The sequence below is a fragment of the Haloarcula regularis genome, from assembly GCF_029338315.1.
GTDB lineage: Archaea > Halobacteriota > Halobacteria > Halobacteriales > Haloarculaceae > Haloarcula > Haloarcula regularis.
Map to the genome: position 1 here is coordinate 2,361,985 of NZ_CP119794.1, position 18,969 is coordinate 2,380,953.

At 68.9% G+C, this 18,969-nt stretch carries 21 protein-coding genes and 2 pseudogenes; 14 read left to right on the forward strand and 9 right to left on the reverse strand.

Annotated elements, in window-relative coordinates; genetic code table 11:
- Nucleotides 1-327: 327 nt before the first annotated feature.
- The 3 genes and pseudogenes from P1N55_RS12680 to P1N55_RS12690 form a co-directional block, all read right to left on the reverse strand.
- Nucleotides 328-1,461, reverse strand: coding sequence for a thiolase family protein (locus P1N55_RS12680; protein ID WP_276275920.1), 1,134 nt, complete (start codon nucleotides 1,459-1,461; stop codon nucleotides 328-330).
- Between the two features lie 71 nt (nucleotides 1,462-1,532).
- Complete coding sequence (locus P1N55_RS12685) at nucleotides 1,533-2,000, reverse strand: pyridoxamine 5'-phosphate oxidase family protein (protein ID WP_276275921.1); 468 nt, start codon at nucleotides 1,998-2,000, stop codon at nucleotides 1,533-1,535.
- Between the two features lie 58 nt (nucleotides 2,001-2,058).
- Nucleotides 2,059-3,686, reverse strand: a pseudogene (locus tag P1N55_RS12690) (DUF1508 domain-containing protein).
- A 124-nt stretch (nucleotides 3,687-3,810) separates the two neighbouring features.
- On the opposite strand from P1N55_RS12690, the pseudogene P1N55_RS12695 reads away from it, so the two are divergent.
- Nucleotides 3,811-5,168 (forward strand): annotated as a pseudogene (locus P1N55_RS12695) (ATP-binding protein).
- A gap of 9 nt (nucleotides 5,169-5,177) precedes the next feature.
- Here P1N55_RS12695 and P1N55_RS12700 read toward each other — a convergent pair.
- A complete protein-coding gene (locus P1N55_RS12700) occupies nucleotides 5,178-5,624 on the reverse strand; it encodes a universal stress protein (RefSeq protein WP_276275922.1) in 447 nt (148 codons plus the stop codon).
- Between the two features lie 83 nt (nucleotides 5,625-5,707).
- Between P1N55_RS12700 and P1N55_RS12705 the strand changes: the two genes are divergently transcribed.
- The 3 genes from P1N55_RS12705 to P1N55_RS12715 all read left to right on the forward strand — a co-directional run bounded on the left by P1N55_RS12705 (nucleotide 5,708) and on the right by P1N55_RS12715 (nucleotide 7,423).
- The gene (locus P1N55_RS12705; RefSeq protein WP_276275923.1) at nucleotides 5,708-5,980 is read left to right on the forward strand and encodes a hypothetical protein; all 273 of its coding nucleotides are present in this window, start codon (nucleotides 5,708-5,710) and stop codon (nucleotides 5,978-5,980) included.
- 46 nt (nucleotides 5,981-6,026) lie between these two features.
- Nucleotides 6,027-6,905, forward strand: coding sequence for an MBL fold metallo-hydrolase (locus P1N55_RS12710; protein WP_276275924.1), 879 nt, complete (start codon nucleotides 6,027-6,029; stop codon nucleotides 6,903-6,905).
- Nucleotides 6,906-7,117: 212 nt separating this feature from the next.
- Entirely contained in the window at nucleotides 7,118-7,423 is a 306-nt protein-coding gene (locus P1N55_RS12715; RefSeq protein WP_276275925.1) for a hypothetical protein, read from the forward strand.
- Nucleotide 7,424: 1 nt separating this feature from the next.
- Here P1N55_RS12715 and P1N55_RS12720 read toward each other — a convergent pair whose 3' ends face one another.
- Nucleotides 7,425-8,375: a DUF5787 family protein gene (locus P1N55_RS12720; RefSeq protein ID WP_276275926.1), complete on the reverse strand. Its 951-nt coding sequence runs from the start codon at nucleotides 8,373-8,375 to the stop codon at nucleotides 7,425-7,427.
- Between the two features lie 131 nt (nucleotides 8,376-8,506).
- Between P1N55_RS12720 and P1N55_RS12725 the strand changes: the two genes are divergently transcribed.
- The 7 genes from P1N55_RS12725 to P1N55_RS12755 all read left to right on the forward strand — a co-directional run bounded on the left by P1N55_RS12725 (nucleotide 8,507) and on the right by P1N55_RS12755 (nucleotide 13,599).
- Nucleotides 8,507-9,901, forward strand: coding sequence for an APC family permease (locus tag P1N55_RS12725; protein WP_276275927.1), 1,395 nt, complete (start codon nucleotides 8,507-8,509; stop codon nucleotides 9,899-9,901).
- Nucleotides 9,902-9,904: 3 nt separating this feature from the next.
- Nucleotides 9,905-10,555, forward strand: a complete 651-nt coding sequence (locus tag P1N55_RS12730; protein ID WP_276275928.1) for a potassium channel family protein — start codon at nucleotides 9,905-9,907, stop codon at nucleotides 10,553-10,555.
- Nucleotides 10,556-10,676: 121 nt separating this feature from the next.
- On the forward strand, nucleotides 10,677-11,909 hold the full coding sequence (locus P1N55_RS12735; protein ID WP_276275929.1) for a translation initiation factor IF-2 subunit gamma: 1,233 nt from the start codon (nucleotides 10,677-10,679) through the stop codon (nucleotides 11,907-11,909).
- Nucleotides 11,906-12,280, forward strand: a complete 375-nt coding sequence (locus P1N55_RS12740; RefSeq protein WP_276275930.1) for a DUF188 domain-containing protein — start codon at nucleotides 11,906-11,908, stop codon at nucleotides 12,278-12,280. Before P1N55_RS12735 ends, P1N55_RS12740 begins: the two co-directional genes overlap by 4 nt.
- Before the next feature lies 1 nt (nucleotide 12,281).
- The gene (locus P1N55_RS12745; RefSeq protein WP_276275931.1) at nucleotides 12,282-12,860 is read left to right on the forward strand and encodes a DNA-directed RNA polymerase; all 579 of its coding nucleotides are present in this window, start codon (nucleotides 12,282-12,284) and stop codon (nucleotides 12,858-12,860) included.
- Complete coding sequence (spt4, locus tag P1N55_RS12750) at nucleotides 12,860-13,057, forward strand: transcription elongation factor subunit Spt4 (RefSeq protein ID WP_276275932.1); 198 nt, start codon at nucleotides 12,860-12,862, stop codon at nucleotides 13,055-13,057. The genes P1N55_RS12745 and spt4 overlap by 1 nt, the downstream gene beginning before the upstream one ends.
- Before the next feature lie 2 nt (nucleotides 13,058-13,059).
- Nucleotides 13,060-13,599, forward strand: a complete 540-nt coding sequence (locus P1N55_RS12755; protein WP_276275933.1) for a GTP-dependent dephospho-CoA kinase family protein — start codon at nucleotides 13,060-13,062, stop codon at nucleotides 13,597-13,599.
- On the opposite strand, the gene P1N55_RS12760 is transcribed toward P1N55_RS12755, so the two are convergent.
- Together P1N55_RS12760 and P1N55_RS12765 are read right to left on the reverse strand one after the other, a co-directional pair.
- Nucleotides 13,600-13,755: a rubrerythrin-like domain-containing protein gene (locus tag P1N55_RS12760; RefSeq protein WP_276275934.1), complete on the reverse strand. Its 156-nt coding sequence runs from the start codon at nucleotides 13,753-13,755 to the stop codon at nucleotides 13,600-13,602.
- Nucleotides 13,756-13,843: 88 nt separating this feature from the next.
- Nucleotides 13,844-14,872 carry a methyltransferase domain-containing protein gene (locus P1N55_RS12765; protein ID WP_276275935.1) on the reverse strand — a complete coding sequence of 343 codons (1,029 nt, stop codon included), beginning with the start codon at nucleotides 14,870-14,872 and terminating at the stop codon, nucleotides 13,844-13,846.
- A 159-nt stretch (nucleotides 14,873-15,031) separates the two neighbouring features.
- Between P1N55_RS12765 and P1N55_RS12770 the strand changes: the two genes are divergently transcribed.
- The 3 genes from P1N55_RS12770 to P1N55_RS12780 all read left to right on the forward strand — a co-directional run bounded on the left by P1N55_RS12770 (nucleotide 15,032) and on the right by P1N55_RS12780 (nucleotide 17,327).
- Nucleotides 15,032-15,592 carry a TATA-box-binding protein gene (locus P1N55_RS12770; protein WP_276275936.1) on the forward strand — a complete coding sequence of 187 codons (561 nt, stop codon included), beginning with the start codon at nucleotides 15,032-15,034 and terminating at the stop codon, nucleotides 15,590-15,592.
- Nucleotides 15,593-15,697: 105 nt separating this feature from the next.
- Nucleotides 15,698-16,087: a DUF7473 family protein gene (locus tag P1N55_RS12775; RefSeq protein ID WP_276275937.1), complete on the forward strand. Its 390-nt coding sequence runs from the start codon at nucleotides 15,698-15,700 to the stop codon at nucleotides 16,085-16,087.
- A 1-nt stretch (nucleotide 16,088) separates the two neighbouring features.
- Nucleotides 16,089-17,327 (forward strand): MFS transporter, encoded by a 1,239-nt coding sequence (locus tag P1N55_RS12780; protein WP_276275938.1) that lies wholly within the window; start codon nucleotides 16,089-16,091, stop codon nucleotides 17,325-17,327.
- Nucleotides 17,328-17,464: 137 nt separating this feature from the next.
- On the opposite strand, the gene hisG is transcribed toward P1N55_RS12780, so the two are convergent.
- On the reverse strand, nucleotides 17,465-18,313 hold the full coding sequence (hisG, locus tag P1N55_RS12785; RefSeq protein WP_276275939.1) for an ATP phosphoribosyltransferase: 849 nt from the start codon (nucleotides 18,311-18,313) through the stop codon (nucleotides 17,465-17,467).
- A 43-nt stretch (nucleotides 18,314-18,356) separates the two neighbouring features.
- On the reverse strand, nucleotides 18,357-18,953 hold the full coding sequence (locus P1N55_RS12790; RefSeq protein ID WP_276275940.1) for a hypothetical protein: 597 nt from the start codon (nucleotides 18,951-18,953) through the stop codon (nucleotides 18,357-18,359).
- Nucleotides 18,954-18,969 lie beyond the last annotated feature (16 nt).

The following is an 18,969-nucleotide window of genomic DNA, read 5'->3' on the forward strand; positions in this document are numbered from 1 at the left end:
GACGTTGCCGGGCCCGCGCCGCCGGCAGGCAGGGGCGGACACCGCCGGACGGGTGTCGCTCTGGTATCGACGCGGCGAGTAAGGCCCCCGAACCGCCCTGGAAGGATGTCCCCCCGTCGGGTCAGGATGCGTGGAACTCGATAGCCGTGCCCTGCCACCTTTTTCATCGTCGGGTCGCCTGCGGCGACCACTCCTCGAAAAACGTCCTCAGAAATCGGAGATTTCTGATGGGCTGCGGTAGAGCTTCGCTCTACCGAACGTGGGCGAAAAAGGCCGGCCCGTCGCTTCGCTCGGGCCGGTGATCCCGCTCGCTGCGCTCGCGGGATACTAGGGCCGGTGGAACTCGACAGCCGCGCCCTGTCCGAAGCCGACACATTCGGTGGCGAGGCCCAGTTCGGCGTCGCGGCGGTTCATCTCGTGGACGAGCGTCACCGGCAGGCGGGCCCCGGAGGCCCCCAGCGGGTGCCCGATGGCGATGGCGCCACCGTTGACGTTGAAGACCTCGTCGTCGAAACCTAGCTCGTCCTTGCAGTAGAGACACTGCGAGGCGAAGGCCTCGTTCAGTTCGACCAGGTCGTACTCCGACGGGTCGCGGCCGACGCGCTCGCCCAGTTTGCGCACCGCGGGCACCGGCCCGATGCCCATCACCGTCGGGTCGACGCCGACGACCTCGTGGGCGCCGACCTCCGCGAGGACGTCGAGGTCGCGTTCCTCGGCGAACTCGCGGGTCGTGACCAGCAGTCCGGCCGCGCCGTCGGAGACCTGCGAGGCGTTCCCGGGGGTGACCGTCCCGTCCGATTTGAAGACGGTCGGGAGCGAGGCGAGTTTCTCGAGCGTGGTGTCGCGGCGGATGCCCTCGTCCTCGGCGACGGTGCCCGCGTCGGTCTCGATGGGGACGATCTCCTCGGCGAACCGGCCCGAGTCCGTCGCGTCGGCCGCCCGTTCGTGACTGCGCAGCGCGTACTCGTCCTGGCGCTGTCGGTCGACTCCCTTCTGGTCGGCGACCTTCTCGGCGGTCATCCCCATGCTGAGCTCGCCGATGTTGTAGTGCTCGGCGATACCCGGGTGGACGTTGTGGGTGTTCTCACCCATCTTCACGCGGGACATCGATTCGACGCCGCCGGCGATGAGCACCTCGCGCTGCCCGGCCGCGACGGCGTCGGCCGCCCGCATCAGCGCCTCCGCGGAGGAGGCACACCAGCGGTTGACGGTCGCGCCGGGGACGTCCTCGCCCAGCTCGGACAGCAGGGCGACGACACGGGCCAGGTTGTTGCCCTGTTCGCCACGCTGCTGGGCACACCCCCACAGCAGGTCGTCGACCGCGGCCGGTTCGACGCCGGTGTCTGTGAGCAACTGGTTCACGAGCGGTATCGAGAGGTCCTCGCTGCGGACGTCGGCGAACGCGCCGTCCTCTTTCCCCTGCGGTGTCCGGACCGCCCCGACGATGACGGGTGTTGGCATGCCTGTTGCAAGGGCACCGCCGCTGTTAAACCCTCACAAACTCCCGACAGCGCGCGAGGCGTTGTCGCGGGTCAGACGTTCCGGAACCCCTCCGGGAGGCCCGTGTGCCTGATGCCGCTTCGCTCCTCGACGTCGAACCGGAAGATGGCGATCTCCTCGGACTCCAGGGCGGCCGCGAACACCTCCGGGCGCCAGACTCCGTCGAGGACGTCGGCCAGGTCCTCCCACTCGGACTCCGGGACGCGTTCGGGCCGCCCGGTCAGGGCCACGCTCTCCCAGCTGAACATCGAGGCGACGTCCAGGACGAGGAACGTGGCCAGCTCGGCGTCTGTCATCAGGACCCGCTTCTCGCTCTTCGGACCGCCGATGAAGGTGAAGTAGAGCACGCCGTCCGCGTAGCCGAACGATATCGGCACCAGGTACGGGGCCTCCCCCGTCGGGAGGCCCAGCACGCCGAAGCGCTGACTCGAGAGGAAGTCCTCGATGTCCGTGTCGTCCATCTCCGTGATGCCGGCCGCCTCGAGGGAATCGACTGTCATATAACTGTGACTTCGTCGCTCCGAAGCATAAGCGTTCGCCGAACGGGGCGCGACCGGCCTACACTTCCTGGTGGTCCGCACCCGGCGCGTGGCGCTTGACCCGCTCGATGGCCGCGACCGCTCTGCTTCGCTTGGGGTACCCCTCGCCGCTGTCGGCGATAATCTCGCCGTTGCGGTGGCGGAGTCGCCAGCGCCACTCTTCGGCGCGGTCCTCGTATATCTCGAAGATGGCGTTCCCGATCGTCAGCAGGTCGGCGTCTGCCGCGTACGACTGGACGCGCTCGACCGCGCGGACCGCCTTGTTGCGTTCGGTGTACCCCTCGCCGCTGTCGGCGATAATCTCCTCGCCGTCGAACAGGCGCCAGCGGAACTCGCCAGCGTTGTCCTCGTACACCTCGAACGCCTCGCCCACTTCGGCGGTCGGAGCGGTGGACCGGACCAGTTCAGCTGCCCGTCGGGCTTTCGCCCGAGTCGCGTACCCCTCGCCGCTGTCGCCCAGAATCTCGCCGTTCCTGTGGAGGAGCCGCCACCGGTACTGCCCGGCCCTGTCCACGTACACCTCGAAGGCGACGGGGTCGACCTTGAGGTAGGCCGCTCCGGGCACGTGCGCCCGGACGCTCTTCAGCGCCCGACGGACGTTGGACTTCGAGACGTATCCCTCTCCGCTGTCGGCCATGACGTTTCCGTTGTCGTGACGGAGCCGCCAGCGGAACTCGCCGGCGTTGTCCTCGAACAGTTCGAACGTCCCTGACTCTCGGGGGCCGGGACTTCGGGCACGTCCTCGGCTGTGTCCTCCTCGGTGGCCGACTCCAGGAACACGACAGCGCCCCCGGCGGCGTTCGTCTGGACGCTTCGGAGCCCTTGCATGGCTTTCTGTCGCGAGGCGTACCCCTGCGCGCTGTCGGCGATGACGTTGCCGTTCCGGTGGCGGAGTCGCCAGCGATACTTGCCGGCCTTGTCGGCGTACATCTCGAAGGTTCCCTTGCTGTCCATCGCCGCGGCGAGAGTCGCCTGTGCGACATCCAACTCGGCCTCGGTGGCGTCGAGCGCCGTCGAGAGCGATTCGCGTTCGGATTCACTCGCCGCCAGTTCCTCGGCCAGCGCGTCACGCTCGCTGGCCGTCCGCTCGGCCTGCTCGGTCGCCTGCTCGGCACGCTCGTTCGACTGCTCGGCCTGCTCGCTTGCCCGTTGGGCCCGCTCGTTCGACTGCTCGGCCGCTTCGGTCGCAGCGGCCGCTTCCTCGTGGACCCGCTCGTACTCTTCCTGTCGCCCGGTCAACAGCGGTGCCAGCACCGCCCCGATGGCCGCCAGCGCCAGACCGACGACGTACAGCGTGACCGCCGGGTTGCCCTCCGGTCCGTTCCACGCCGCCGGATAGATCGTCGTGAACCATATCGTCGCGACCAAACAGACGACTGCGCCAGCGTACGAGACAAACAGCGCGCGTCGTGAGAGCGGGAGTCGGAGCGTCGGCCCGACGAACAGCGACGCGAATCCGAGCGCCCCGAGGACGTAGCCGACTTCGCGCAGTCCCGAGCGTGGGGCGGCGGCGTAGAACAGCGCGACCCCGACCGTCCCGAGGACCAACCCGACCACGAACAGCCAGTACCCGTACACCTCGTCGTCTGTCGTCGGTGTGCCGATGCGATTGCGATACCACCGTGTGAGGACGCCATCCGATACCATAGACCATTATATACACATCAATCATATATAGTTTCACTCGGGTCGCGGGTGTCCGTAGTACGAGGGCCCCGCTGTCGCGTCTCTTCGAGTCACTTATTGCCCCCGGATTGCAAGGTCTGTGGGAATGAGCAATCCGGAACTGGACGTCGTCGAGTTCCTCCTGACGACGACACTCTACACCGAGCGACGGGAGCTCGACCCCGACGACCTGCCGGCGGCCTACCGGGCGGCGTTCTGGAGCGACGGGACCATCGAGCGCCCCCTCTCGGCGACCACGACGACCGCGAGCGAGGCCACCGGCGTCGAACGCCCCTGGGACGCTATCTCTGGGCTGATGTTCACCGACCGCGACGACTTCTCGGGGAGCATCTCCTTTACCGACCGCGAGATGGCCGAACAGTGGTTCCTCGACCGGGTCGACGCCGACCGCCTCGAGCGGAACCCCGTGCTGGCCGCGGCCTACGGGGATGAAATCGAGGGCGTCGACTACGAGACCGCCCGCGCCCACAACCGCCCCTCGCGTGCCGACCGCGCGTTCATCGACGCGATGCTCGAGGAGGCGTTCGACACCGACGACGAGGACGACGAGTCGATGCTGGACCTCGTGGACGTGCGTGCCCCGAGGAAGTCGAGATGACGCTCAACGACCTCGTCCTCACGGGGGACCAGGAAGGCGAGATACAGAAGATCGTCAAGGCCATCGAACATCGCGACTACCTCGCCCGCATCGGCCTGCGCGAGATCGGCAAACTCCTCTTTGTCGGCCCGCCGGGCACCGGCAAGACGAGCGTCGCCCGCGCGCTCGCCCACGATCTCGACCTCCCGTTCGTCGAGGTCAAACTCTCGATGATCACGAGCCAGTACCTCGGCGAGACCGCAAAGAACGTCGAGAAGGTCTTCGAGGTGGCCAAACGGCTCTCGCCGTGTATCCTCTTCATGGACGAGTTCGACTTCGTCGCGAAGACCCGCTCGTCCGACGAACACGCCGCCATCAAGCGCGCCGTCAACACCCTGCTGAAGAGCATCGACGAGATCTCGCTCATCCAGGACGAGGTGCTGCTCATCGGCGCGACCAACCACCCCGACCAGCTCGACGCCGCGGCCTGGCGGCGCTTCGACGAGATCGTCAACTTCCCAAAGCCCGACCGGGACATGCGCGCGGACATCCTGCGAATCGTCACCCGCGAGATGGACATCCTCGACTTCGAACCGACGAAGCTCGCGGACATGACCGAGGGGCTGACCGGCAGCGACCTCCGCCTGGTACTGCGCGAGGCCGTCCTCGAGGCGCTGACCGAGGAGCGCACGACGCTCACCCAGCAGGACCTAGAGGACGCCATCGTCGACTTCGAGGAGCGGGACAACCTCAAGAACATGGACATGATCGACGGCGACCACGACGCCCTGGTCGCCGGCGGCGACTTCTCCGACGAGGCCGACGCCGCCTCGGACGGCGGCCACAGCCACGGTCACGACCACTGACCGGCCCGCTCAGCGGCCGGGCGGGTGGGTGCGAACGATGACCACGTCGTAGGCCCGGTCCGTACTTATCCGGTTGCCGACGCTCCCCAGCGTCGTCGTCAGTCGGCCGGTGTTGTCAGAGCCGATGAACACCATCGAGGCGTCGCTGGTCTTGGCGAACCGCCGTATCGGCTTGGCGATGCTGTTGCTGGTGGCCTCCCTGCTCGACTCGAGGCACTCGAACCGTGCGTCGGGTGCGATGTCCCTGACCTGTGCCGAGACCCGCTCGACGATGGTGTCCAGGCCGAACGCCTCGGTGGCCTCGAGCCACCCTTTCCCCCGGGCGTACGCGGCGTCGCTGGTGGGCACGACGGTCACGGCGACGACGGGTTCGCCCATCGCGCCCCCGATCTCGCTGGCGCGCTCGAGCGCCGCCTCGCTCTCCGCTGTCCCGTCGAACGGCACGACGAAAGTCATATCGAGTGGCTCTCGGCCGGTGGTGATAAGTGCCCTCCCTCGACGTAGCGAGTACTTATTACCCGCTGTCACTTCTCCGGTGTATGGACGAAGACGTATTCACTGCCCCGGAGGACCCGGCCGACGACTGGGTCGACGTGCGGATGACCGACCCCGACGCGGGCGAGTGGGACCTCGACCTCGTCGTCGCCGACGGCACGGTCGAGTTCGTCGACCTGCGCATCAAACCATCGCTCCTCGCCGGCTTCATCGACTGCCTCGTCGACGACGTCGCCGACGAGCGCGCCAGCGAGATCCTCGCCAGGGCCGCCCGCATGCAGGGTCTCGACCCCGCCGACATCGTCTCCGAGGAGTGACGCGGAAGCGCGGGACTTACACCCGTCCCGCCCGGAGCGGACGGCAATGGAGGTCACGCTACTGGGCACTGGCGATACGACGGGCACGCCGACGGTCGCGTGTGACTGTGACACCTGCGAGCGGGCGCGCGACCCCGACCCGGAACTGCGCGAGCAAGCGCGAGCGCGCGGCCTCGATCCAGACGCCATCGAACGGTCGCGGTTCTCGGTCTACGTCGAGCACGCGACCACCGGCGAGTCGCTGCTCGTCGACGTCAGCCCCGACTTCCGCCAGCAGTTCCTCCGCGAAGACGTCGCCCTCCCCGACGCGGCCATCGTCACGCACATCCACTTCGACCACCTCGACGGCCTGGGCAACGCCTACCGTCTGTTCGACGACCTGCCGGTCTACGCCGCCGACGAGACCGACCCCGTCACCGGCGAGAGTGTCGCCGAGGGGGTTCGGAGTCGCTACGACTACCTGGACAAAATATCGGTCTACCCCCAGACTCCCTACGAGTCCTTCACCGCCGCCGGGTTCGAGGTGACACTCGTCCCCGTCGAGCACCCGCCGCTCCTGTGTTACGGCCTCCGCATCGCGGAACCGGAGACCGGCGCCGTCCTCGCTCTCTCCGGGGACACCTGCTTCGAGATCCCCGACCGGTCCCGCGAGGCGCTGACCGGCGCCGACCTCGCACTCGTCGAGGGGCTCATCCACCCCGAGGCCTGCGAGTACCACCCCGCCGGCGGCGCCCACCACGACGACGCGGGCGTCCCCCGGACCTTCGGGACCAAGCACATGACCCTGCGGGGCTCGCGGGACTTCGCCGCGGCTATCGACCCCGACGACTACCGCATCGTCCACACCGCCCACTACGTCCCCGCCGACCGCGCGTTCGCCGACGACATCGCCCTCGACGGCGAGCGGTTCTCGGTAGGGGATTAATTTGTTGTGGTCGACTCGCTCGTGTTCACTTCAGCCCCACTCGGGTCGAGTCAGAAAGCCCTCGACCGGAGCGGACGGCCCCTTTCATTCCCGCCCACGACGGCTGGCCATCCGGCTTCGGATGGGGCTGAAGGGCGGTTGACTGGTCACCATCGAACTCTCGCAACTGACCGGCGACCTGGACTTTGTAGGACGGGGCGGCCAGTGGGGACATGGACCCGCGCGGCGTCGCCGAGACGGTGGGGGCGGCACTGGTCAGCAGCGCCCTCGCGGCCGTCGGCCTGTGGCTCTTCGCCGGCGTGGTCAACTGGCCGCTCGTCGCCGGCGTCGGCGTGGTCGTCGCGCTCGCGTCGGCCGCTGCCTACCGCGACCGGACCACGCACGCGGACCTGGTCGAGGACTCGGGGGACGACGGGCCGTCCCGGCGCGGGGGCGATGGAGCGGCCGGACCACCCCGCAGCGAGCACGACCCGCCGGCACGCGACGAGGCGGCCCGGCCGCCCGACAGCGACCGCTGACTCAGCGAAACCGGTCCAGGCCGCTCTGTCGGCGCCGCCGGCCCGCCGGGTCGGGGTCCCAGGGCGTGCGCTCGGCGCGCAGGGCGTCGCCGTCGACAGCTGGGCCCTCGCCGGGGTCGTAGCCCCCGCAGTCCGGGCCACACTCCTCGCTCGCTCGCACCGGCCGCCCCTTCCAGGCACAGTGGGGCAGGCCGTCGTCGTCGGGTGAACACTGCGCGCACTCGGGGTAGTCGAAACTCCGCCACCCTTTCGCGTAGGCGCGCTCGGCGAGTCGGCGACGGGCGCGGGCCTTCTCGGCCGCCGAGACGACCCTGATGTCGGTCCGGAGCGGGCGCTCTTCGAGCAGTTCCACGCCGCCGTCGTCGGTCGATAGCGGCGTCGCCTCGCGGACGACCTCGTGCTCGCCACTGTCGGGGTCGAACCGCCAGACGCCGACCGCCTCGGGGATGCGGTTGAGGTGCGCGCCCGTGACGTAGTCGGCCGTCGCCAGCACGACTTCGTCGACGAGGCCGAGCGAGACGTCGGTCCGCAGCTGTACCTCCAGGTCGCCCGGCCGGTCGAGGTCGGGCTTGTTCTCGACGGCCGTGATGGAACCGACCCAGTCCGGGTAGCGCGTCGTCTGGCGGACGTAGGTCCGGCCGCCGCGGCGCTCGCGCTCGAAGAAGCCACGCTCGACGGCGAGTTCGACGGCCCGCTCGGCCCGGTCGGGGTGGCAGTCGAAGGCCGACTTCCAGTAGCGGGCCCGGCCGGGGCCCACGTCGCTCTCGATGGCCGCCGTCGGGATGCGCTCGGGGGTGATGGCCGCCCGCTCGGCGAACCCGGGGCCGGGTTCGACGACGACGGTGTCGAGGACGCGCCGGCCGTGGACGTGCCCGCCCAGCTGGCGGCTCACGAGGTGGCCCGCACGCTCTAAGTGGGCACACAGCGCCAGTTCGAACCCGAACTCTCGCACGGGGACGACCAGGGGCGGCAGGGACAAAAGCGGCGCGCCCGGGGGAAATTTATGTCGATGGTCCGAGAAGCCCTCGACAGGTGTGCACACGTGACAGGTAGTGCCCGCCGTCCGGGACGGGAGGCCGGCTCGTGAGTCACGCGGGCGACCGGTCGCCGGCCGCGACCCTGACCCTGCTCGACGCGACGATGGTCGGCATCGGCGCGATGATCGGCGCGGGCATCTTCGTGCTGACGGGGCTGGCCGTCGAGACGGCCGGGCCAGCGGCCATCGCCGTGTTCGCGCTCAACGGCGGCGTCACCACGTTCACGGCGCTGTCCTACGCGGAACTCGCCTCGGCGATTCCCCGCAACGGCGGCGGCTACGCGTACGTCCGGGAGGTGTTCTCGGCGCCCGTGGCCTTCGTGATGGGGTGGACGCGGTGGTTCACCTACATGATAGCGGGAGCGCTCTACGCGCTGGGCTTCTCGTCGAACTTCATCGAGTTCGGCCACATCTTCGGCGTGGACCTGCCCGGCGGCGTCCTCTTCTGGGCGGCGACGGTGGTCGTCGTCTTCGTGACGCTCAACGCCGTCTCGACGGCCGCCAGCGGGAGCGCAGAGACGGTCATCACGCTGGTGAAGATACTCATCCTCGTCGTCTTCGTCGCCTTCGGCCTGCAGTTCGTCGACCTCGGCGAGTTCCAGCCGTTCTTCCGGCGCGGGGACCCCCTGACCATCCTGCCGGCGATGGGACTGACGTTCATCGCGTTCCAGGGCTACGACCTCATCGCGACGGTAACCGAGGAGGTGGAGGACCCCGAGCGCAACATCCCGCGGGCCATCATCCTCTCGGTCGTGACGACGGTCGTCGTCTACCTGCTGGTCGTCTTCGTCGCGCTGGGGACGCTGGGCGCCGAGGGGCTCTCCGGGGCCGGCGAGACTGCCATCGCCCAGGCCGCAGAGGGGTTCATGCCGACGTTCCCGGTCATCGGCACCGGCGCGGCGCTCATCGCCTTCGGTGCGGTGTTCTCGACGATCAGCGCGCTCAACGCCGTCGTCATCGGTTCCAGCCGCGTCGCCTTCGCGATGGGTCGGGAGGCCCAGCTCCCCCGTCGGCTGGGCCGGCTGCACCACCGCTTCGGGACGCCGTTCGTGGCCATCGTCGTCTCGGCGGTGGTGATGCTCGTCGCCGTCGCCGTCGTACCCATCCGCGTCGTCGGCAACCTCGCCAGCCTGTTCTCGCTGCTTGGCTTCACCATCGTCAACCTGAGCGTCATCCGCCTGCGCCGCCAGCAACCCGACCTGCGACGGCCCTTCGAGGTGCCCTACTACCCGGCGACACCCATCCTGGGCATCGTGTTGAACCTGCTTCTGGGCGCGTTCATCGACCTGACGACGTGGCTGCTGGCGCTCGGTTGGCTCGCGTTCGGCGCCGTCGTCTACGTCGCGCTCTCGCGGCGCGAGCGCGACCGGATGCCCGAGCCACCCGAGACGGGCGAGCCCGAGATCAGCGAACCCGAGGTCACCATCTCCACGGAGGACTAACCCATGACAGAATCACTACGCGTCATCGTCGCCGGCGGCGGCGACGTCGGACTGCGGACGGCGGAACTGCTAGACGACCGGGGCCACGACGTGGTCCTCATCGAGCGCGACCCCGACCAGAGCGAGCGGGTCGCCGCCGAGTACGTCGCGAGCATCATCGAGGGCGACGCCTCGCGACCCGCCGTGTTGCGCCAGGCCCAGCCCGACCGGTGTGACGCCATCGCGGCGCTGACCGACTCCGAGTCGACGAACTTCGCCATCTGCATGGCCGCCCAGCGCATGGCCGACCTTCACACGGTGATGCGCATCGACGGCGACCCCGACGAACTGTACCCGCAGTACGTCGACGGCACCGTCTCGACGGCGAGTCTCACCGCGCGAGTCGCGGTCAACGAAGTGGTCGGCGGCGGCGTCCGCAGCATCGAGGAGGTCGGTGGCAAGGTCGAGATCCTGGAGGTCGAGGTGGCACCGGACGCCCCCGCGGCCGGCAAGACCCTCGCGGAGGTCCGGTTCCCACGGGGCTCGCTCATCATCGTCGACGCCGAGGGCCAGCGCATCGGCGGCCCCGAAACCGAGCTGACGCCGGGCGAACGCTTCCTGGTCGCCGTCGAGAGCGCCGTCACCGACGAGGTGATGAACCTTCTGCGGGGCTGAGCCCGTCGATTTCTGCACAGGTTCGGGCACACGCAGACGCGGGCCAGAGCCCCGCTCTCCGGGCGCAAACAGTAGGTTTATCAGGCGCACGTGGCGAAACTCAACCAAGATTACTCCCGAAATGACATCGAACAACCAACCGGAGGTGAACATCGGACTCGTCGGCCACGTCGACCACGGCAAGACGACACTCGTCCAGGCCCTGTCCGGCGAGTGGACCGACCAGCACTCCGAGGAGATGAAGCGCGGGATCTCTATCCGGCTCGGCTACGCCGACGCCACCTTCCGTCGCTGTCCCGAGGCCGAGGAACCGGAGGCGTTCACCGTCGAGGAACACTGCGAGGACCACGACGTCGACACCGAGCACCTCCGGACGGTGTCGTTCGTCGACGCCCCCGGACACGAGACGCTGATGGCGACGATGCTCTCCGGGGCGGCCATCATGGACGGTGCGGTCCTGGTCATCTCCGCGACCGAACCCGTCCCGCAGGCCCAGACCGAGGAGCACCTCAGCGCGCTCGACATCATCGGCATCGACAACATCGTCATCGCCCAGAACAAGGTCGACCTCGTCGACGCCGAGCGGGCGAAACAGAACTACGAGCAGATCAAGGAGTTCGTCGCGGGCACCGTCGCCGAGGATGCCCCCATCGTCCCCATCAGCGCCGGCCAGGAGGCCAACATCGACCTGCTCATCGACGCTATCGAGCGCGAGATCCCCACCCCAGAGCGCGACCCGGACGCCGACGCCCGGATGATGGTCGCTCGGTCGTTCGACATCAACCGGCCCGGCACCACCTGGGAGGACCTCATGGGCGGCGTCCTCGGTGGCTCGCTCGTCCGCGGGCAACTGGAGGCCGACGACGAGATCGAACTCCGCCCCGGCCGCGAGGTCGAGGAGGGCGGCCAGTCCGAGTGGCGCCCGGTCACAACGACAGTGCGGTCGCTCCAGTCTGGCGGCGAGTTCGTCGACAAAGTCACGCCCGGCGGCCTGCTCGGCGTGGGCACCGGCCTGGACCCCTCCATCACGAAAGGCGACGCACTCGCGGGACAGGTCGCCGGCCCGCCGGGGACGCTGCCGCCGACCCACGAGCAGTTCACGATGGACGTGGACCTGCTCGAGCGTATCGTCGGCGACGACGGCGGCGAGGTCGAGGAGATCTCGACCGGCGAACCGCTAATGTTGACCATCGGTACCGCAACGACGGTCGGCGCGGTCACCAGCGCCCGCGAGGGCGAGTGTGAACTCTCGCTGAAGCGCCCCGTCTGTGCCGAAGCGGGCGCGAAGATCGCCATCAACCGTCGTGTCGGCGCGCGCTGGCGGCTCATCGGCGTCGGCACGCTGCGGGGATGATAGTGCTGGACACCAACGCGCTGATGATGCCGGTCGAATGTGACGTCAGGATCTTCGAGGAACTCGACCGACTCGCCGCCGACGGCGAGTACGTCGTCCCCGATGCGGTCGCCGCGGAACTCGAGACACTGGCCGCCGGCGCCGGCATGGAGGCGACGGCGGCGTCGGTCGGTCGGGACCTGCTCGACCGTGTCTCCGTGGTCGAGACCGAGGCGGACTACGCGGACGACGCGGTGGTGGAACTGGCGACGCGGGACGCGGCGACACACGCGGTCACGAACGACAAGCCCCTCAGACGGCGCCTGCTCGACGCGGGCGTTCCAGTAATTAGTTTAAGGGGCCGGAACAAACTGAGTATCACTCAACCATAACATGTACAAACGGGTACGCTTACGCGACACGGTAGAAGTCCCGCCACGACACCTGGCGGACGTCGGCCCGGAGCTGGTCAAACGGCTCCTGCAGGACAAGCTCGAGGGACGGATGGACGAGGACGTCGGCAGCGTCGTCACCGTCATCGACGTCGTCGACATCGGCGACGGAGCGGTGCTGCCGAACAAGCCCGGCGTCTACTACGAGGCCGAGTTCGACGCCCTGACCTTCGACCCCCAGATGCAGGAGGTCGTCGACGGCGAGGTCGTCGAGGTCGTCAACTTCGGCGCCTTCGTCGGCATCGGCCCCGTCGACGGGCTGTTGCACGTCTCACAGATATCCGACGAGTACCTCGCGTACGACGAGGAGAATCAGCAACTGGCCTCGCGGGAGTCCAACCGGACCCTGGGCGTCGGCGACGCCGTCCGGGCCCGCATCGTCACCAAGAGCATCGACGAGCGCAACCCGCGGGACTCCAAGATCGGCCTGACGGCAAAGCAGGTCGGGCTGGGCAAGCACGGCTGGCTCCAGGAGGACCGCGAGAAACGCGAGAGCCCGGCGGAAGCCGGTGATACCTGATGGCGGACCGACTCGTCTGTCGCGACTGTCACCGCGTCCAGGGCGCCGAGGTCGAGAGCCAGTGTGAGGCCTGTGGCGGCACGTCGCTGACCGAGGATTGGGCGGGCTATGTCGTCATCGCCCACCCGGACGAGTCCGAGATCGCCCGCGAGATGGAGGTCACGGAACCGGGCCAGTACGCGCTGAAGGTCCGCTGAGCGTGGCCGACGTCGTCCTCGAACTCCCGGACGACCTGCGAGGCGAACTCAAAGAGCCGTTCGGCTCGATCTACACCGACGCTGAGACGCTTCTGGCCGACGCGGGCGACCCGCTCGTGGCCGTCGGCGACATCGTCACTTACCACCTGCTCGAGGCGGGTCGGGTCCCGGACGTCGCCTTCGTCGACGAGCGCACCAAACGCACCGAGGTAGACGAGGCGGTCCGGGCCGCTGTCGCCGGGTTCGACCGCCGCGTCGACGTCGAGAACCCGCCGGCGACGCTCACGCGGGGCCTGCTCTCGGCGCTGGTCACCGCGCTCGAGACCGACGGGACCACGCTCGTCCACGTCGACGGCGAGGAGGACCTGGCGGCGCTCCCGGCGATTCTCGCCGTCCCCGCGGGCGGCGCCGTCGTCTACGGGCAACCCGACGAGGGGATGGTACTCGTCACGGGCGACGCGGCGACGACCGAACGGGTGGCGGCACTGCTCGACCGGATGGACGGCGACGCAGAACGGATTCGCTCGCTGCTGTCCGACTGACTATTCCGGGCGGGGGACGCTCAGGTTCTGCATCTCGGCCCCGCACTTCTGGCAGGTCACTGCGGAGAGTTCGCTACAGAGGCGCTTCCCGCAGTCGGGACACTCGAAGAGTCGCTCGTCGTCGTCACATGGCGCTGGGTCTGACCAGGTTGGCATCCTTGGCGATATTCGTTCGCGAATCTTCTTAACTCTTGTTACGATATCACATACCGTGGACGAACGTCCACCGGACCTGGACGAACGGTCACTCGAGCAGGTGGACGTGACGGACCAGCGACCGGTGGACGCGGCGTTCGAACAGCTGGGTGAGCGTCCACCCGGCGGCCTCGGCGGCCGCCGTCCACTCGCGGTCGGCGACCAGGACACAGCGGTCAGCGACCCGTCGCGCCTCGGCGAGTGCACCGGAAACGAGGGGGTCGAGATCGCCCTCGATGCGGGACTGCCGGCCGTAGGGCGCGTCGAAGACGACGGCGTCGACGGCGTCGTCGACGAGAGGCAGGCGCGCGGCGTCGGCCCGGAGGAGGTCCCAGCGCCCGGGTCGCGGGCCCGAACGGGCCGGCTCGTCGACACCTAAGAGGCCGTGGCGGAGGTTCTCGCGGGTCCCGCGCACCATCTTTTCCTGTGCGTCGCTCCCGACGACCCGGGCGCCGACGAGGCCCGCCTCGAGCAGGATGCCGCCGGTGCCACACATCGGGTCCAGCACCGTCGCGCCGGGCCGGGCGCCCGCGAGGTTGACCAGCGCACGCGCCTCCAGCGGATCCATGCTCCCGGGCTGGAAGAACGGCCGGTCGGTGGGCTGGCGCTTCCCGAAGTCCCGGCGGCTCTCGACGGCCAGCCAGCCCAGCGCACAGCAGGCCTCGCCTGCGGCCGACTCCTCGTCACCGGCGGGGTCCGCGAAGTAGGCGTAGAGTGTGTGGTCGGGCGTCTCCAGGTCGACGGCGAACCCGCGGTCGGTGAGGACCCCGCCCAGCGCCCGCTCGGCCGCCTGCGTGTCGACGCCGGTGCTCCCCCTGACGTCGACGGCACGCACCGCGACGGTCCCCGAGCGGTCGCCGCTCGCCGCCTCGAGCACCGTCTGTGCGCTCTCGACGTCCGGGTCGCCGGTCCCCACGAGCTCGCAGGCTCGATGCGTGTAGGCGAGCGACGCGACGCGGTCGGTGACCCCGCGGGCCGTCGCCAGGCCGGGCGCGAGCGGTGTGACGGCGCTTGCCGCACTCGCCGCCTCCCGCCGTGCGAACGCGTCGTCCTGCCCACCGAGTTCGAGCACGTACACGCCGCTACTGTCCGTCCGGACGGCTATCAGCGTGCCGGTCCGTGCCGTCGGGGGCGAATATAAACGGTTCCTCTCAGCGGTATGACTGGTGTGGCCGCCGACGTGTCAGTCCACGCCATGAACCTTTATAAACCTTAAATACGTGATTTAAATCGAGATATGGTTGACCCCAAGGAGACCATCAACATCGAAAACGTCGTCGCCTCGACTGGAATCGGGCAGGAACTCGACCTTCAGAGCGTGGCGATGGACCTCGAGGGTGCCGACTACGACCCCGAACAGTTCCCCGGCCTCGTCTATCGGACACAGGACCCGAAATCCGCGGCGCTGATCTTCCGGTCCGGCAAGATCGTCTGTACCGGCGCGAAGTCCACCGACGACGTCCACCAGAGTCTGCGCATCGTCTTCGACAAGCTGCGCGACCTCAACATCGAGGTCGACGACGACCCCGAGATCGTCGTCCAGAACATCGTCACGTCGGCGGACCTCGGTCGGAACCTCAACCTGAACGCTATCGCGATCGGGCTGGGACTGGAGAACATCGAGTACGAGCCCGAGCAGTTCCCCGGGCTGGTCTACCGCCTCGACGACCCCGACGTCGTCGCGCTGCTCTTTGGCTCGGGAAAACTCGTCATCACCGGCGGCAAGAAGCCCGACGACGCCAAGGAGGCCGTCGACAAGATCGTCTCTCGCCTCGAGGAACTGGGCCTGCTCGACTGACCCGGGTCGCCCCGGCGTCAGCGACGGGCCAGCGACTGCTCCGTGCCCGGTCGGTCGCCGTCGACAGAACAAAACGCACAAACGCTCCCCCGCCGAACCTCGGGTATGCTCCAGGGTGGGACGCCGAGTCTGACCGGTGGCGGGGTGCTGGCCGTCGTCGTGACGCTGCTGATCACCTGGCTGTTCTACGCGGTGACGTTGCACCTGGCGGCGACGTTCTTCATCGGCGACGTGCCCAGCCAGCTGGCCGCGAAGGCGGCCGTCCTGCCCGCGGTGGTCTCCCTGTTGCTGCAGCGCTTCGGGGTCGAGGCCGGCGTCGTCTCGCCGAGCCTGGGCGTCCTCGTCGTCGTCGTCCTCACGATCGTCGCCGACGGCATCGCCGTCAGCGCCGTCTACCGGCTCTCGACGCGTTCGACGGCGCCGCTGGTCGCGCTCCACTTCGCCTTCGCCGCCGTGCTGGGCTTTGCCCTCAACAACATCTTCGGGCTGATCTGAGATGAACGGCAACGACCGCGCCATCGTCACCTTCACCGGCGTCGCCCACGCGCTCGTCCACACCTACGAGCTCTCGATTCCCATCCTCGTCGTGGTCTGGCTTACCGAGTTCCCCGTGACGACGGCGCTCCTGGGGACGGTGGTCGCCGTCGGCTACGCCCTCTTTGGCATCGGGGCGCTCCCCGGCGGCGTCCTCGCAGACCGCCTCGGACCGAACCGCCTCGTCACAGGCTGTCTCGCCGGGATGGGCGGATCCTTCCTCCTGCTGAGCGTCGCGCCGGGCATCCCGACCATCGCGCTCGCGCTCGCCCTGTGGGGGGTCTCGGCCAGCGTCTACCACCCGTCGGGGCTCGCGCTCATCTCGACGGGCGTGCAGGACCGCGGCTCCGGGTTCGCCTACCACGGGATGGCCGGCAACGCCGGCATCGCGCTGGGCCCGCTCCTGACCGCCGTCCTGTTGCTCGCGTTCGACTGGCGACTCGTCACGGCGCTGCTGGTCCTCCCGGCGGGGCTGGCCGTCCTGTACGCGACGACCGTCGAGTTCGACGCGACGGCCGCGGTGAGCGCCGACGGCGGCACGCCCGACGACGCCCCGGCGGGCCTCGCCGGATTCCTGGCCAACTCGCGGGCGCTGTTCACTGCCGGCTTCACCGTCGCCCTCCTGGTCGTGATGAGCAACGGCCTGTTCTACCGGGGCATCCTCACGTTCTTGCCGGACGTCCTGGGCGGGTTCCTCCCGCCGGTCACCGACTACGTCCGGGTCTTCGAGCCCGGGAGCCCGCTGGCCGAGAAGTTCGATCTCGCTTCCTACCTCTATGCCGGCCTGCTCACCGTCGGCATCGGCGGGCAGTACGTCGGCGGGAAACTCACCGACCGCATCCCGGTCGAGGTCGGCCTCCTCGTGCTCTTTGGCGGTCTCGCCGTCGTCTCGGCGCTGTTCGTCCCGGCCGCCCAAGCCGGGGTCGTGCCACTCCTCGCGGTGAGCGTCGCGCTGGGCTTTCTCCTCTTTGCCGTCCAGCCCCTCTACCAGGCGACTATCGCCGAGTACAGCCCGCCCGGCGACCGCGGGCTCTCCTATGGCTACACCTACCTAGCGAACTTCGGCGTCGGCGCCGCCGGTGCCGCCCTCGCCGGCTACCTCCTGACCGTCGTCGACGTCCAGGGGACCTTCCTCGCACTCGCAGCCCTGCCGGTCGTCGGCGTCGGGTTCGCCGCGCTGCTGTGGCGACTCGAGGGGTGAGTGTCGACCCTCCCGAAGCCCTCACGCAGGGCGACGGTACTGTCCTGGGCGGCTGTCGGGCACGTGTTTTCTCCCGTTCGTCCGAAACCAGCCGCCCGTTCCAGTGCAGTCCCAGGGACCGCGAAAACAACCTGGTCTTATTCCACCAGGCGCTCGATCTCGGTCACCAGCACGTCGCTCGCGCCGACCCGCTTGAGGTCGTTGATGGTCTCGAAGACGTCGCTGTCGTCGACCACGGCGTGGACGGCCACGTCGTCCTTGCCGGCGATGTCCATCACCGTCGGGCCGCCCATCCCCGGCAGGACCTCCTTTACGTCGTCCAGCGACGACTCGGGGACGTTCATCATCAGGTACCGTTTCCCCTCCGCCGACAGCACGGAGTGCAGCGCCATCCGGACCTGCTGGACCTTCTCGTCGTCGGCGACGTCCTCGCGGGCGAACAGGCGGACCGACGACTGCAGCACCTCGTCGATGATGGCCAGGCGATTCATCCGCAGCGTCGTGCCGGTCGAGGTGATGTCGATGATGCCGTCGGCGATGTCGACGTGCGGGGTCAGTTCCGTCGCGCCCGACACTTCGGCGATGTCGACGTCGACGTCGAGCTCGGCGAAGTAGTTCCGGGCGATGTTCGGGAACTCCGTGGCGACGGTGCCCCCGTCTAGATCGTAGACGGTCTCGATGTCACCGTCCTCCGGAGCGGCCAGCACCAGGCGACAGCTCCCGAACTCGAGGTCGAGGAGTTCCTCGAGGTTGCCGGTGTCGGCCTCGGTGACCTGGTCGAGGCCGGTGATGCCAACGTCGGCAGCCCCGTCGGAGACGTACTCCGGGATATCGGCGGCGCGGGCGTACAGCACCGTCACGTCCGGGTCGACGGTGTCGGCGTACAGCTGTCGGTCGGCCCCGTCGACGATGTGGAGGCCGGCCCGTTCGAGCAGGCTCTCGGCGGGGTCGTGCAAGCGGCCCTTGTTGGGGACGGCGATGCGCATACGATGAGTGGAACCCCGCGGGGCAACTGTCTTTCCCCTCGCGTCAGGGCAGACACTGGTATCCCGAGGCCACCACCTGGCCGTCGGCGAGGACCAGGTCCAGGCGGCTGACCGTCCCGGGGTCGCACTCGACCAGTCGTGCCGCGAGCAGGTCCCCGTCGGCATCGGACACCGAATAGAGGACCGTCGACGTGCCGCCGGGGTGCGAGAAGGCCACGCCGCCGGTCCCGTCGGGGCTCCCGATCGACACCGTCGCGCTCTGACTCGTCGGCTCGACGCCGGTCGCGCCGTCGAGCGTATCCGCCGGCAACGCGTCCGGCGTCGTCGTCCCGGCGAAGGTTCGGCTGCTGTCGTCCGCGTAGTAGACGCGGAGACCGGTGTTTTCCGGGGCGACGGCGTGGACGGTGAGGTGGAACGGGCCGTCGCTCTCGACGGCAACCTCGAGCGCGAACGCGTCGGGCGTCCTCGCCCCATCCGGCGTCGCGGTGTCGGACGGGCGTGGCGTCTGTGTGTCGGTCCCGGTCGGTGGCTGGGCCGGAGGCTCGACGGTTGGCGTCTCGGCGGCGGGCGCGGAGAATCCGATACAGCCCGCGAGCGCCACGACGAGCGCGAGAACAATAGAGAGGGGGTTCATCGTCACCTACGTACTCCTCGCG

Coding starts and splice junctions, on each gene's coding strand:
- P1N55_RS12680 (WP_276275920.1), bottom strand. CDS start 1,461: ATGCCAACACCCGTCATCGTCGGGGCGGTCCGGACACCGCAGGGGAAA.
- P1N55_RS12685 (WP_276275921.1), bottom strand. CDS start 2,000: ATGACAGTCGATTCCCTCGAGGCGGCCGGCATCACGGAGATGGACGAC.
- P1N55_RS12700 (WP_276275922.1), bottom strand. CDS start 5,624: ATGACTTTCGTCGTGCCGTTCGACGGGACAGCGGAGAGCGAGGCGGCG.
- P1N55_RS12705 (WP_276275923.1), top strand. CDS start 5,708: ATGGACGAAGACGTATTCACTGCCCCGGAGGACCCGGCCGACGACTGG.
- P1N55_RS12710 (WP_276275924.1), top strand. CDS start 6,027: ATGGAGGTCACGCTACTGGGCACTGGCGATACGACGGGCACGCCGACG.
- P1N55_RS12715 (WP_276275925.1), top strand. CDS start 7,118: ATGGACCCGCGCGGCGTCGCCGAGACGGTGGGGGCGGCACTGGTCAGC.
- P1N55_RS12730 (WP_276275928.1), top strand. CDS start 9,905: ATGACAGAATCACTACGCGTCATCGTCGCCGGCGGCGGCGACGTCGGA.
- P1N55_RS12735 (WP_276275929.1), top strand. CDS start 10,677: ATGACATCGAACAACCAACCGGAGGTGAACATCGGACTCGTCGGCCAC.
- P1N55_RS12740 (WP_276275930.1), top strand. CDS start 11,906: ATGATAGTGCTGGACACCAACGCGCTGATGATGCCGGTCGAATGTGAC.
- P1N55_RS12745 (WP_276275931.1), top strand. CDS start 12,282: ATGTACAAACGGGTACGCTTACGCGACACGGTAGAAGTCCCGCCACGA.
- spt4 (WP_276275932.1), top strand. CDS start 12,860: ATGGCGGACCGACTCGTCTGTCGCGACTGTCACCGCGTCCAGGGCGCC.
- P1N55_RS12760 (WP_276275934.1), bottom strand. CDS start 13,755: ATGCCAACCTGGTCAGACCCAGCGCCATGTGACGACGACGAGCGACTC.
- P1N55_RS12770 (WP_276275936.1), top strand. CDS start 15,032: ATGGTTGACCCCAAGGAGACCATCAACATCGAAAACGTCGTCGCCTCG.
- P1N55_RS12775 (WP_276275937.1), top strand. CDS start 15,698: ATGCTCCAGGGTGGGACGCCGAGTCTGACCGGTGGCGGGGTGCTGGCC.
- P1N55_RS12780 (WP_276275938.1), top strand. CDS start 16,089: ATGAACGGCAACGACCGCGCCATCGTCACCTTCACCGGCGTCGCCCAC.
- hisG (WP_276275939.1), bottom strand. CDS start 18,313: ATGCGCATCGCCGTCCCCAACAAGGGCCGCTTGCACGACCCCGCCGAG.